Origin of the sequence: Streptomyces sp. NPDC008079 (assembly GCF_042957385.1) — a bacterium.
Taxonomy (GTDB): Bacteria; Actinomycetota; Actinomycetes; order Streptomycetales; family Streptomycetaceae; genus Actinacidiphila.
The window spans coordinates 162,714-175,934 of the sequence record NZ_JBIBIC010000002.1 but is presented as its reverse complement, the minus strand read 5'-3'; the positions used below and the strand labels follow the sequence as shown (position 1 = coordinate 175,934).

The window sequence follows — 13,221 nt, the reverse complement described above, 5'->3', positions numbered from 1 at the left end:
TCTATGTCACGCAAACCGTGAAGGAGCGCCCCATGGCCCCTGCCGTCGTCCAGCACCTGGTCGTCCACAGCCTGCGTGAGCAGATCCGGGAGCACATCCTCGAAGGCATCGTGAGCGGGCGCTGGAAGCCGGGCGAGCGGATCGTGGAGCGCCGGATCGCGGTGGAGCTCCAGGTCAGCCAGACGCCGGTGCGGGAGGCGCTGCGGGAGCTGGAGACGCTGCGGCTGATCGAGTCCGCGCCCAACAAGGGCGTACGCGTACGGAGCCTGACCGCCGCCGACCTCAAGGAGAGCTATCCGGTGCGCGCCGGGCTCGAACAGGTCGCCGCGGAACTGGCCGCGGCCCGGCTCGCCGCCGACCCCGCCGCCCTCGAACGCGAGGTGGCCGCCCTGCGCGACGCCGACGCCGCTCTGGACAGCGAGGCCCAGGTCAGGCACACCGTCGCCTTCCACCACGAGCTGGTGCGCGCGGCCGACAACGCGGTGCTGCTGCACGCCTGGGAGTCGCTGGGCATCGAGGTCTGGACGACGCTGTCCATCCGCTGGCTGAGCCCGGAGCCCCGCCCGTACGCGGCCGAGCACCAGGACATAGTCGACGCCTTCGTACGCCGCGACCCGGACATCTGCGGTCTCATCAAGTCCCACGTCCTGAGCTGCGCTCCCCAGGTCTGACGACATCCCCCGCGGCCCCGGCGGCCGGCGGTTTCCGTGACATGCAAGGCCACAAGGCCGAGGCACCCCGTGCCTTAAGGTCTGGCACCCCGTGCCGTCTTGGAATTACTGGCCCGGAAGCCATTGATCGATCATCGATCGTCGGCGTATCGTCGTCGGTGGGGAACAGCCCTGTCGTGCCGACAAGCGCATTCCCCACCCCCAACCTCCGTTCGAAGGCGGCACCCATGCCCGACGACGTACGCCCCCCGCGGGGCCAGCTCGACCAGATCCCGGACCGCGACCCGGAAGAGACCTCGGAGTGGCTCGCGTCGCTGGAGGCGGTCGCCAAGGCGGCCGGTCCGCACCGGGCCGCGTATCTGATGCGTCGCACCCTGGAAAGCGCCGGGGCGGGCGTCGGGCTTCCGTCGCTGCTCGAAACCGAGTACATCAACACGATCCCGACCTCCGCCGAGCCCGCCTACCCGGGCGACGAGGCACTGGAGGCGCGGATCACCGCGTGGAACCGGTGGAACGCGGCGGCCATGGTCACCCGCGGCAGCCGCCTGGGCCTCGGCGGCCACATCGCGACCTTCGCCTCGGCGGCCTGGCTCTACGAGACCGGCTTCCAGCACTTCTTCAGGGGCAAGGAGGGCGCGGGCAGCGGGGACCAGCTCTACCTCCAGGGCCACGCCTCCCCCGGCATCTACGCCCGCGCGTTCCTCGACGGGCGGCTGACCGAGGGCCAGCTCGACCGCTTCCGCCAGGAGGCGAACGGCGACGGCCTGCCCTCGTACCCGCACCCGCGGCGGCTGCCCTGGCTGTGGGAGTTCCCCACCGTCTCGATGGGCCTCGGCCCGCTGTCGGCGATCTACCAGGCGCGGTTCAACCGCTATCTGGAGCACCGCGGCATCAAGGACACCTCGGACTCCCACGTGTGGGCGTTCCTCGGTGACGGCGAGATGGACGAGCCCGAGTCGACCGCCGCCCTGGCGCTGGCCGGCCGCGAGGGCCTGGATAACCTCACCTTCGTCATCAACTGCAATCTCCAGCGGCTCGACGGCCCGGTCCGCCCCAACTTCAAGATCGTGCAGGAGCTGGAGTCCCAGTTCCGCGCGGCGGGCTGGAACGTGGTCAAGTCGCTGTGGGGCGCGGCCTGGGACGACGTGCTCGCCCAGGACGTGGACGGCGCGCTGCTCAAGCGGCTGCGCGAGGTCCCGGACGCGCAGTTCCAGACGTACGCCACGCGCGACGCGGCCTATCTGCGCGAGCACTTCTTCGGCGCGGACCCCTCGCTGCGCACCATCGGCGCCCGGCTGACCGACGCCAAGCTGACGGAGCTGTTCCAGAGCTCGCGCGCGGGGCACGAGCCGCGCAAGGTCTACGCGGCCTACCGTGCGGCCGTCGAGCACAAGGGCGCGCCGACGGTGATCCTGGCGCAGACCGTCAAGGGCTGGACGCTGGGCGCGGGCTTCGAGTCGCGCAACGCCAACCACCAGATGAAGAAGCTGACGGGCGCTCAGTTCCGTACGATGCGCGACCTGTTGGAGCTGCCGATCCCGGACAGCGCGCTGGACGCGGACGTGGTCCCGTACTGGCACCCCGGGGAGAACTCGCCCGAGGTGCGGTACCTGCGCGAGCGGCGGGCGGCGCTCGGGGGTCTCGCCCCGGCCCGCAAGGTGGTCGCCAAACCGCTGCCGCTGCCGCCGGACAAGGCGTACAAGGCGCTGGAGAAGGGTTCGGGCACGCAGGAGATCGCCACCACGATGGCGTTCGTGCGGCTGGTCAAGGACCTGATGCGGGAGAAGGAGACCGGCCGCCGCTGGGTGCCGATCGTCCCCGACGAGGCCCGCACCTTCGGCATGGAGTCGCTGTTCCCCTCCGCGGGTCTGTACTCGCCGAAGGGGCAGACGTACGACCCGGTCGACCGCGACCAACTCCTGTACTACAAGGAGGCGAAGGACGGTCAGATCCTCAACGAGGGGATCACCGAGGCCGGTTCGCTCGCCGACTTCACGGCCGCCGCGACCGCGTACGCGACGCACGGCGAGCCGATGATCCCGTTCTACATCTTCTACTCGATGTTCGGCTGGCAGCGGACCGCCGACCAGTTCTGGGCGCTGGCCGACCAGCTCGGCCGCGGCTTCGTCATCGGCGCCACCGCGGGCAAGACCACGATGACCGGCGAGGGCCTGCAACACGCCGACGGCCACTCGCACTTGATCGCCTCCACCAACCCGGCGGCGCTCTCGTACGACCCGGCGTTCGCGTACGAGGTCGCGGTGATCGTCCGCGAGGGTCTGCGGCGGATGTACGGGCCGGACGCCGAGGACGTCTTCTACTACCTGACGGTCTACAACGAGCCGAAGGTGCAGCCCGCGATGCCCGAGGGCGTCGAGGACGGCATCCTCAAGGGCCTCTACCGCTTCCAGCAGGCGCAGGACCCGGCGGCGGACGCGGCCAGGCTGCAACTGCTGGCGTCCGGCACCGCGATCCACTGGGCGCTGGACGCGCAGCGGATGCTGGCGCAGGAGTGGGGTGTGGCCGCCGACGTGTGGTCCGCGCCGTCCTGGACCGAGCTGCGGCGCGAGGCGCTGGAGTGCGACGCGGCCCGGCTGCGCGGCGAGGAGCGGGTGCCGTACGTGACGCGGGCGCTGGAAGGCGCGCCGGGTCCCGTGGTCGCGGTCAGCGACTGGATGCGGGCGGTGCCCGACCAGATCGCGCAGTGGGTGGAGCAGGACTGGACGTCGGTGGGCACCGACGGCTTCGGCCTGTCCGACACCCGCGACGCGGCCCGCCGCCACTTCGGGGTGGACCCGCGGTCGCTGGTGGTCGCGTCGCTCGCCGCGCTCGCCCGGCGCGGCGACATCAAGCCCGAGACGGTCAAGGAGGCCGCCGAGCGGTATGGCCTGTAAGGCCGATGGCGGACGGGCGCGGTACGCGTCCCGTCCGCGCCCCGACCAGCCCTGGTACGGCCGCGCGCGGACCTTCGCACCCCGCGCGGCCGTATCCGCCTCAGAGAATATTCATAGGTTTCAGCAGACGTTTCCGGCCACCCGCGAGTCACCCCGTGCCACCGGCCGCGGCGACCCTCCGCAGAGCCCGCGAAACCGCGCGCGGCCCGTACCGTACGGGATGTGCGGCGGTACGGGTGCGGCCCGGTGGAACGCGAGAGGTGCGTGAATCGGCTAGCGCCCGCTCCCGTCCTGGCCGGAAAGAGATTGCGGGCGCATACAGCTACCGGCTACGTTCCCTCGGATGCCACCAAATCCCAGCCCTCTGACGGCTCCGACCGCCGAGGATTTCCGCGCCTGGCACCGGGTGCAGTCGGCCGCTCTCGCACACGACCGGCCAGGTGAGCCCGTGCTGTCCGCCACCGCCCTCCAGGCGAAGCTGACGACGACGGGGAACCGCAGCAGGCTGCTGCTGTGGCTGGTGCGCAACGCGAACGAGGAGCCGGTGGCCACCGCGACCCTGCGGCTGTTCAGCGAACCGGGGCGCAGCCACCTCGCCGAGGTCAGGATGACCGTCCACCCCGCCTACCGGCGGCTGGGCACCGGCTCGCGGCTGCTGTCCACGGTGACCGAGGCCGCGGCCGAGGCGGGCTGCCGCAGCGTGGTCACCGAGGTCATGGCTGGTACCCCGCACGAGGGATTTCTGGCCACCCGCGACTTCCATCCGGTCCTGCGGCTGACCTGGCAGCGGCTCGCGCTCGACGACGTACCCGACCGTATCCACAAGCTCCCCGACGTCCCGCACCCCGGCTACCGGCTGACGTCCTGGGACGGGGTCGTCCCCGACCCGCTCGCCGAGAGCTTCGCGGACGCCCGGCGCGCCATGGACGACATGCCGACCGGCGCCATGGACTTCGGCGAGGTGCGCTGGGACGTGGCCGCGGTCCGCGAGGCCGCCGAGGTGATCGCCCGGCGCGGCGAGCAACTGCTGACGGTCGCCGCGGTGGACGCGCTCGACAGCTCCGTCGCCGGTTACACCGAGCTGGTGATCCCGGCGGAGGGCGCGGGCACCGCCCAGCAGTACGACACGGCCGTCCTCCCCGCGCACCGCGGCCACGGCCTCGGGCTGTGGGTGAAGGCCGAGATGCTGCGCCGGGTACGGGAGGAATTCCCGCAGCTCACCGCCGTGCAGACGGACAACGCCGACGACAACCGCCACATGCTGGCCCTCAACACGGCGCTCGGCTTCCGGCCGCTGCGCCGCACGGTCGAGTACCAGCTCACCCTCGGTCGGCGCTGACCCCCCGGACCTCGTACAGTGGGCGACCCACCCCGCACGGATGGAGTCCGTAACGACACGGGCGCATCCGGGGCACTCCGCGTGCGGGTGCGCGCGGCAACCGGGAAGCTGGACCAGTGATGGACGAGACGGAGTTCTGGGAGATCGTCGACCGTACGCGAGAGGCGGCGGACGGCGATCCGGAGGAGCATGCCGACCTGCTGATCGAGCGGCTGGCCCAGCTCGACCCGGACTCCGTGGTGGACTTCGCCCGGCACTTCGAGACCCGGTTCGTCCGGGCCTTCCGCTGGGATCTGTGGGGCGCCGCCGACATCATGCTGGGCGGCGCGGACGACGAGTCCTTCGACTACTTCCGCTGCTGGCTGATCGGCCAGGGCCGCCATGTCTTCGAGGGCGGTCTGGCCGCCCCCGACGACCTGGCCTTCCTCGTCACCGAGTTCGACCCGGAGACGGACGGCGACGCGGAGGATCTGGGCTACGCGGCGGACGAGGCGTACGAGCAGCTCACCGGGGTCCGGCTGCCGGACCTCGAACTCGCGCAGCCGGACCAGCCGGAGGGCGAGTCGCTGGACATGGACGACGAGCGGGCGATGGCGGAGCGGTATCCGCAGCTGTGGTCGCGCTTCGGCTGAGCCGGTTCTGGCGGCGCGGTTCTGTCGGGTTCTGTCGGCGCGGCTCTGTCGCTCGGCTCGGCTTTGTCGGCGGGGCACCGTCGGCTCGGTTCTGTCGACGGGGCACTGTCGGCTCGGTTCTGTCGGCTCAGACCGCCGTGAGGTCGACCGCCCGGCCCATCAGGACGTCGTCCACGTAGGCGGCGTCCAGCAGGAACTCCCCCGGCAGCACGCCCTCCACGGCGAAGCCGACCGACTCGTAGAGCCGCCGGGCCGGGGCGTTGTGCCCCAGCACCCGCAGGGTGATCCGGACGGCGCCCTGCCGCCGCGCCTCGGCGACGGCGGCGTCCATGAGCATGCGCGCGATGCCGCGCCCGCGCGCCCAGGTGTCGACGGCCAGACCCTGTATCTGCCGCACATGCGCGTTGCAGGCCAGGGCGGTCGGCGGGACCAGCTTGAGATATCCGGCCAGCCGGCCCTCGGCCTCGGCGACCAGGACGTACCGGTGTCCGTCGGGCGAGCCGTAGAAGGCGGCGCCGGGCGCCGGTGCGGGCTGTACGGAGTGCAGCGGGGACCAGGTACGGGCGTCGAGCGCCGCGAGGCCGGAGTCGTCGGCGCGGGTCGCGGGCCGGACGGTCGCTGAGGTCATGCCGGTCACTGTGCCATGGCGCGCCGCGCGCCGGCATCGGACGTCCCGGGCCGTCGGCGGGCACAATGCGACTATGCGTATCGCAGTCACGGGTTCCTCCGGTCTGATCGGCTCCGCCCTGTCCCGCTCGCTCGCCGCGGACGGCCACGACGTCGTACGGCTGGTGCGGCGCGCGCCCGTCGGTCCCGCCGAGGTGCGCTGGGATCCGGCGCGCGGCTCGGTGGACACCGCGGGTCTCGAGGGCTGCGAGGCCGTCGTGCACCTGGCGGGCGCCGGGATCGGCGACCGCCGCTGGACCGACAGCCGCAAGAAGGAGCTGGTGGACAGCCGGGTGCTCGGCACCGGCGCCGTCGCCAAGGCCGCCGCCGCGCTCGACACCCCGCCTCGGGTCCTGGTCAGCGCGAGCGCCATCGGCATCTACGGCGACACCGGCGACACGGCCGTCGACGAGGACAGCCCGGTGGGCAGCGGCTTCCTGGCCGAGCTGTGCCAGGAGTGGGAGGCCGCGGCCGATCCCGCCCGCGCGGCCGGCATCCGTACCGTCCACCCCCGTACGGGTCTGGTCGTCGCCAAGGGCGGCGGCGCGTGGGCGCGGCTGTTCCCGCTGTTCAAGGCCGGGCTCGGCGGACGCCTGGGCGACGGGCGGCAGTTCTGGAGCTTCATCGCCCTGCACGACGAGGTGGCCGCCATTCGCTACGCGCTGGACACGGCCGATCTGTCCGGGCCGGTCAACCTCACCGCGCCCGAGCCGCTGACCAACCGTGAGATCACCGCCGAGATGGGGCGCGTCCTGCACCGCCCCACCGTGGCCGCGGTCCCGGAGTCCGTCCTGCGCCTGGTCCTCGGCGAACTGGCCCAGGACGTCACCGGCAGCCAACGCGTGCGCCCCAAGCGCCTCTTGGACTCCGGCTTCCGCTTCGCCTTTCCCGAATTCGCGCAGGCCGTGACGGCGGCTCTCGCCGAATAGCCGCTGCCGCGGCGACTACGACGGCGGGGCGGGGCGGCTCTCGGGCGGCGGGGCGTCGCGCGGGCGGCGGGCCGTCGCGCGGGCGGCGGGCCGTCGCGCGGGCGGCGGCCGGATTGGCGACCGGGCAGGAGAGGTGACCAGGCCGGAGACATTCGGCCGGGGGTGCCGAAAAGCGCTGGATAAGGGCTGGAATCGGCGGGTTGCCCCGGCATCAGATGGCTTTGATGAGGGCATGACCTTTACCAGCGTTCTGCGACGCCTCGGGCGTGACGCCGACGTGAGCGGGGATTCGAACCCGACCTCGGGGAGGGGCACAGTGCTCTCACCAGCACGCCGTGACGTCGCGGGAATCGTGGACGTCGTCGTGATCGGCGCAGGCATATCCGGGCTGTCCGCCGCGCATCAACTCATCGGCGGCGGCCTGTCGGTCACCGTCCTGGAGGCCGCCGACCACGTCGGCGGCCGCATGGCCACCGACGTGGTGGACGGCTTCCGGCTCGACCGCGGCGCTCACCTGCTCAACACGTCCTATCCGGAACTGCGCCGCACGCCGGGGCTGCGGGGGCTGCCGCTGGCGCCGCTCGCGCCCGGCGCCCTGGTCAGAGCCGACGGGCGCGGTTACCGGGTCGGAGACGCGCGCGGCTCCCGTACCGTTCGCGGCTCGGCCCGTGCCCCGATCGGCTCCACGCTGGACCGGGCCCGGCTCGGCACCACCCTCAACCGCCTTGCCGCGACGCCCGCCTCACGGCTCGCCAGCCGCCCCGAGACGACCGCCGCGCGGGCGCTGAGCGCACGCGGTTTCGCGCCGCGGACCGTCGAGGGCTTCGTACGGCCGCTGCTGGCCGCCCTGTTGTGCGACCCGGAGCTGCAAACCTCCAGCCGCTGCGCCGACTTGGTGCTGCGCGGCTTCGCCCGCGGCCGTACGTGCCTGCCCGCGACGGGCGCGGCGTCCGTACCGCGGCGGCTCGCCGCGGGGCTCCCGCCGGGCGCGGTACGGCTCGGCACGCGCGCGGTGCGGGTCGCCGTCAACTGCGTGCAGACCGAGGACGGCACCGAACTGCCCTGCCGGGCCGTGCTGGTGGCCACCGGGGCGCGGGCCGCGGCCGAACTCCTGCCGGGGCTGCGGGTGCCGTCCTTCCACGAGGTCACCGTGCTGCACCACGCGGCGCCCGTCCCACCCGTACGCGAGCCGGTGCTCGTCCTCGACGCCGACCGCATGGGGCCCGTCTCGCACACTCTCCCGGTCAGTGAGATCGACCCGAGCCGGGCGCCGGCCGGGCGCGCCCTCGTCACATCCGTCGTCCTCGGGCCGCCGCCCGACGGGGCGGGCGACAAGACCGTCCGCGCTCACCTCGCCGAGCTGTACGAGACCTCCACCGACGCGTGGGAGCTGCTCGCCGTCCACAACGATCCCGAGGCCGTGCCGGCCATGCCCGCGCCCCACGATTTGCGGCGTCCCGCCCGGCTCCTCGACGGTCTCTACATCTGCGGTGCCCACCGCACCACCAGCACTCCCCAGGGCGCCCTTCTCTCCGCCCGCCGCGCCGCCCACAGCATCCTCCGCGACGCCGTCCCCCACCCCGCCGACACCCCCACCCCCCAGGCCGCCTAGCCCCTGCCCCACCGGGGCCCATTCTTCGCCCGCGCCACCGTCGGTGGCTGAGCGCGCAGTTCCCCGCGCCCCTAAAAGGATCGGCTCACCGCCCCGACGAAAGACAGTCGCCCCGCCAGGGGCGCGAGGAACTGCGCGAGCAACCCACCACCGGCTGGTGGCCCGAAGAACCACCGAACCACCCCACCGGGACCGGTGGTGACCTGCGGTCTGGACGAAAGACAGCCCGCCCCGCCAGGGGCGCGAGGAACTGCGCGGCCCGCCCCCACCCGCCCGGTGGACCGAACACCACCGAACCGCCCCGGCGGGCGGGGGGAACGTCAGGGGACCGCGCCCCTGGGGGGGACCCACCTGCGGGAGGTGGGTAAGGGACCGTGACCGGAGGTCGTCATGGGGCGACCAGCCCCAAGGCGACGGCGCGGTCGCGAAAGGCGCGAACGGCCGCGGCATCGCGATACGGCTCGAGGCGCCGCCCGAAGTCCCGCACGTACTCGACGGCGCGAGCCGACCGCATCTCGGTGGCCTGCTGCATGACCTCGATGCCGAGAGCACAGGCGACGTCCACCTCCCCGAGCCCGAGGCGAGCGGAAGCGAGCACGGTGCGGCAGAAGAGCCGGCTGCGGGCGTACGCGGGGGCGCGGAGCTGGAGGGAGCGCTCGGCGTGCTGCGCGGCGGCCCGGTGCAGTTGGAGGTCCCGGTGGCAGTGCCCGAACTCGTCGGCGAGCTGGGCCTCGTCGAAGAAGCGCGCCCAGGTGGGCACCTCGTCACCGGAGCGGGCCGCCCCGAGCGAGCGTTCGGCCCGCGCGAGCGCCGCGGAACACGCGCGGATCTCACCGAGCAGCCCGTGCCCGCGCGCCTCGGCACTGTGCAGCAGGGCCTGGACGACGGCGGGCGCGCCGGAGCCGACGCCCTGCTGGGCGACCCGGGCGAGCTGGACGGCCTCGCGGCCGTGCCCGAGGTAGACGGCCTGGCGGCTCATGGTGACGAGCACGTAGCCGCCGTAGACCCGGTCCCCCGCGGCCTGCGAGAGCCGTAGCGCCTGGACGAAATAGCGCTGCGCGAGCCCGTGCGCGCCGATGTCGTACGACGTCCATCCGGCGAGCCGGGTGAGGTCGGCGACGGAGGAGAACAGGCGGCGGCCGAGTGCCTCGCCGTAACTGCCGCGCAGCATCGGCTCGGCCTCGTGCTCCAGGTAACGGACGAGGGCCTGGCGGGCGTGGCCGCCGCCGTACGCGTGGTCGAGCCCCCGGAAGAGGTCGCCGACGGCGCGCAGGGCGGCGATGTCACCGGCCCCGACCTTGGCGCGGGGCGGCCCGGCCTTGGCCGCGAGCCCCGGCCCCGGCGCGGGTCCGGGCGCGGCGGACGGCGGGAGCCCCAGGGGGCCGGGGCCGCGGCTCTGCGCGGGCACCCGTACCGGCGCGGCGTCGGCGCCCCGCGCGACCCTCTCGTCGGCGCGGCCGATCAGCCAGTCGCGGCTGGGCACGACGAGCCCGGCCGCGGTGAAGGCGATCTTCCGCAGCTCCGTCTGGTTGCCGGTGTCCTTGCGCCACAGGCCGCTGACGATGTCCACCGCCTCGTCGGGCGACCCGGCGAATTCGAGGCCCGCGTAGACCGGCGCGCACGCGTCGAGCCCGAGGTCCTGGGCGGAGAGCCGGCGGCCGAGCCGTTGGGTGAATACCTCGGCGATCAGCGCGGGTGTGGTGCCGCGTGGCTGCTGGCCGCGCAGCCAGCGGGTCACCGAGGTCTTGTCGTACCGCAGGTCGAGGCCGTGCTCTATGCCGAGCTGGTCGACCCGGCGGGCGAGCCCCGCGTTGGAGAAGCCTGCCTCCGCGATCAACGAGGCGAGTCTGCTGTTGGGACGGGTCGGGGTTCGCTGCGTGGAACGGTCCGTCATCGGCAGTGCGGTCCACTTCCTGGGACTGGGGAGGTAACCGGAACGGCGTGAATGTAACGGTCGGTACCGGGAAGCTCACCGTAAGACCTCGTTATTCGCCCGAATGGGCGATAAGGACCCTCAAGGGTCGGTAAACCGCCCCGGTCGGTCGGAGGCACCGTGCTATGGCGCCGCTCTCAAGCCCCGCCCCCACAGGACGGGAAGCTTCGGCCCCGCTCGGGCCCCACGGACCCGCCGCCGTACAGTGGCAGAGGCGCGAAACAAGCACCGCCGGGCACGCAGAGGAGTGGTCATGGGGTTTCCGCAGGACGCCGCGCGGACGGACGAGCTGCGCTTCGTCCACCTGGGGTTCGGGGCCGACGCCGTCGAGTACACCGAGGCGTGGCAGGAACAGCGCCGGGTGCACGCCGCACGCGTCGAGGACGAGATCCCCGACACCTGCCTGCTCCTCGAACACCCGCCGGTCTACACGGCGGGACGCCGTACGACAGACAGCGAGCGCCCCCTGGACGGCACCCCCGTGGTCGACGTGGACCGCGGCGGCAAGATCACCTGGCACGGCCCCGGCCAGCTCGTCGGCTACCCGATCCTGAAGCTGCCGCGCCCGGTCGACGTGGTCGCGCACGTACGCCGTCTGGAAGAGGCGCTGATCCGTACCTGCGCCGAATTCGGTCTGGAGACCACGCGCGTGGAGGGCCGCAGCGGGGTGTGGGTGCTCGGTGACCCGGTGGCGGACCGCCCGGCGGTCAACGGCCTGACCCTCGACCTCGACCCGCGGGTGGGAGCGGGCTCCCCGTCGAAGGGGGGCGAGGACAGCGAGTTCGACCCGCGGCTGAACGGCCCCGAGTACGCGCCCTCCAACGCCGGACAGCGCCGCGAGGACCGCAAGCTCGCCGCGATCGGCATCCGCGTCGCCAAGGGCGTGACGATGCACGGCTTCGCGATGAACTGCGACCCCGACAACACCTGGTTCGACCGGATCGTGCCCTGCGGCATCCGCGACGCGGGCGTCACCTCGCTCTCCAACGAGCTGGGCCGCGACATCGGCGTCACCGAGGTGCTGCCGGTACTGGAACGGCACCTGGCGGACGTCCTGGGCGCGGTCGTGCCGCTGCCGCGGGCCGTATAGCCGGGGCGGTGGGCCGTACCGCCGGGCCTCGGCGGTAGCAGGTATCCGGCCGGGAATGCGGCTACGACACGGCTGGTTGCTTCCAGAGGAAGCCGCACGGATCAAGCCGTACGAATCACGGGCGTACTCTGGTGTTCGCCGAAGAATCGAAGCTTTAGGGAGCCGGTCGTGTCCGCAGTCGCACCCGACGGACGCAAGATGCTGCGCCTGGAGGTCCGCAACAGCCAGACCCCCATCGAGCGCAAGCCCGAGTGGATCAAGACCCGCGCCAAGATGGGCCCCGAGTACACCCAGATGCAGAAACTCGTGAAGAGCGAGGGGCTGCACACGGTGTGCCAGGAGGCCGGCTGTCCCAACATCTACGAATGCTGGGAGGACCGCGAGGCGACCTTCCTCATCGGCGGCGACCAGTGCACGCGGCGCTGCGACTTCTGCCAGATCGACACCGGCAAGCCGCAGGCGCTCGACCGTGACGAGCCGCGCCGCGTCGGCGAGTCCGTCGTCACGATGGACCTCAACTACGCCACGATCACCGGCGTCGCCCGCGACGACCTGGAGGACGGCGGCTCCTGGCTGTACGCGGAGACCGTCCGGCAGATCCACGCCATGACGGCGGCGCGCGAGGGCGGCCACACCAAGGTCGAGCTGCTCATCCCCGACTTCAACGCCGAGCCCGCGCAGCTCGCCGAGGTCTTCGGCTCCCGCCCCGAGGTGCTCGCGCACAACGTCGAGACGGTGCCGCGGATCTTCAAGCGGATCCGTCCCGGCTTCCGCTACGAGCGCTCGCTCGAAGTGATCACCCGCGCCCGCGAGGCCGGTCTGGTCACCAAGTCCAACCTGATCCTGGGCATGGGCGAGGAGCGCGAGGAGATCAGCCAGGCGCTCCAGGACCTGCACGACGCGGGCTGCGAGCTGATCACCATCACGCAGTACCTGCGGCCGTCCGTGCGGCACCACCCGGTGGAGCGCTGGGTGAAGCCCGCGGAGTTCGTGGAGCTGAAGGAGGAGGCCGAGGAGATCGGCTACGCGGGCGTCATGTCCGGGCCGCTGGTCCGTTCCTCGTACCGCGCCGGACGGCTCTTCCAGCAGGCCGTGGACAAGCGGCTGCGGGAGGGCGAGCGGCTGGCCGTGGGCCCGGTGGCGGCGCCCTCCGTATGACCCCGGCCGTGACCCCCGTCATGGCCCCGTTCCGACCCTCGGTTCCGACCCTCGTCGTGTGAGTCCGCTCACCGCCGACGACGCCCCGCCGGGCGAGTGACCTGGCGGGGCGCCGTGCTGCCGGACCGATGCTTTCATGCGAGATTGACCGAGTGGTCACCGACTGGTAACACGTTGTGGCGACCCTGGTGTCACGCACGGGGCTCTTCGAGTCACCGGCGCTGCCCGCACCACGCGCGTCATCACGTACCGCCCCGCACCTTCCTGCTCCCAGCTCTCAGCTCTCAGCCGCATATG

Annotated in this window: 10 protein-coding genes; 8 read left to right on the top strand and 2 right to left on the bottom strand. The window is 72.7% G+C overall.

The window, feature by feature from the left end; translation table 11 throughout:
* Positions 1-32 precede the first annotated feature (32 nt).
* From ACFZAM_RS07795 to ACFZAM_RS07780, 4 genes are all read left to right on the top strand, one after another.
* Entirely contained in the window at positions 33-671 is a 639-nt protein-coding gene (locus tag ACFZAM_RS07795) for a GntR family transcriptional regulator (protein ID WP_355334328.1), read from the top strand.
* A 227-nt stretch (positions 672-898) separates the two neighbouring features.
* Positions 899-3,565 carry a pyruvate dehydrogenase (acetyl-transferring), homodimeric type gene (aceE, locus tag ACFZAM_RS07790; protein WP_391043845.1) on the top strand — a complete coding sequence of 889 codons (2,667 nt, stop codon included), beginning with the start codon at positions 899-901 and terminating at the stop codon, positions 3,563-3,565.
* 448 nt (positions 3,566-4,013) lie between these two features.
* Complete coding sequence (locus tag ACFZAM_RS07785; RefSeq protein ID WP_391043841.1) at positions 4,014-4,904, top strand: GNAT family N-acetyltransferase; 891 nt, start codon at positions 4,014-4,016, stop codon at positions 4,902-4,904.
* Positions 4,905-5,023: 119 nt separating this feature from the next.
* Positions 5,024-5,536, top strand: a complete 513-nt coding sequence (locus tag ACFZAM_RS07780; protein ID WP_391043840.1) for a DUF4240 domain-containing protein — start codon at positions 5,024-5,026, stop codon at positions 5,534-5,536.
* 127 nt (positions 5,537-5,663) lie between these two features.
* Here the strand turns inward: ACFZAM_RS07780 and ACFZAM_RS07775 are convergent, their stop codons facing one another.
* Positions 5,664-6,164: a GNAT family N-acetyltransferase gene (locus ACFZAM_RS07775; protein WP_391043838.1), complete on the bottom strand. Its 501-nt coding sequence runs from the start codon at positions 6,162-6,164 to the stop codon at positions 5,664-5,666.
* A 73-nt stretch (positions 6,165-6,237) separates the two neighbouring features.
* On the opposite strand from ACFZAM_RS07775, the gene ACFZAM_RS07770 reads away from it, so the two are divergent.
* Together ACFZAM_RS07770 and ACFZAM_RS07765 are read left to right on the top strand one after the other, a co-directional pair.
* Entirely contained in the window at positions 6,238-7,131 is an 894-nt protein-coding gene (locus ACFZAM_RS07770) for a TIGR01777 family oxidoreductase (RefSeq protein WP_391043836.1), read from the top strand.
* Positions 7,132-7,447: 316 nt separating this feature from the next.
* Positions 7,448-8,743 carry an NAD(P)/FAD-dependent oxidoreductase gene (locus tag ACFZAM_RS07765; RefSeq protein ID WP_355334343.1) on the top strand — a complete coding sequence of 432 codons (1,296 nt, stop codon included), beginning with the start codon at positions 7,448-7,450 and terminating at the stop codon, positions 8,741-8,743.
* Positions 8,744-9,131: 388 nt separating this feature from the next.
* Here the strand turns inward: ACFZAM_RS07765 and ACFZAM_RS07760 are convergent, their stop codons facing one another.
* Positions 9,132-10,637: a regulator gene (locus ACFZAM_RS07760; protein ID WP_391043835.1), complete on the bottom strand. Its 1,506-nt coding sequence runs from the start codon at positions 10,635-10,637 to the stop codon at positions 9,132-9,134.
* A gap of 292 nt (positions 10,638-10,929) precedes the next feature.
* On the opposite strand from ACFZAM_RS07760, the gene lipB reads away from it, so the two are divergent.
* Both lipB and lipA read left to right on the top strand, forming a co-directional pair.
* Positions 10,930-11,766 carry a lipoyl(octanoyl) transferase LipB gene (gene lipB, locus ACFZAM_RS07755; protein ID WP_391043833.1) on the top strand — a complete coding sequence of 279 codons (837 nt, stop codon included), beginning with the start codon at positions 10,930-10,932 and terminating at the stop codon, positions 11,764-11,766.
* 168 nt (positions 11,767-11,934) lie between these two features.
* Complete coding sequence (gene lipA, locus ACFZAM_RS07750; protein ID WP_355334351.1) at positions 11,935-12,924, top strand: lipoyl synthase; 990 nt, start codon at positions 11,935-11,937, stop codon at positions 12,922-12,924.
* Positions 12,925-13,221: the final 297 nt, after the last annotated feature.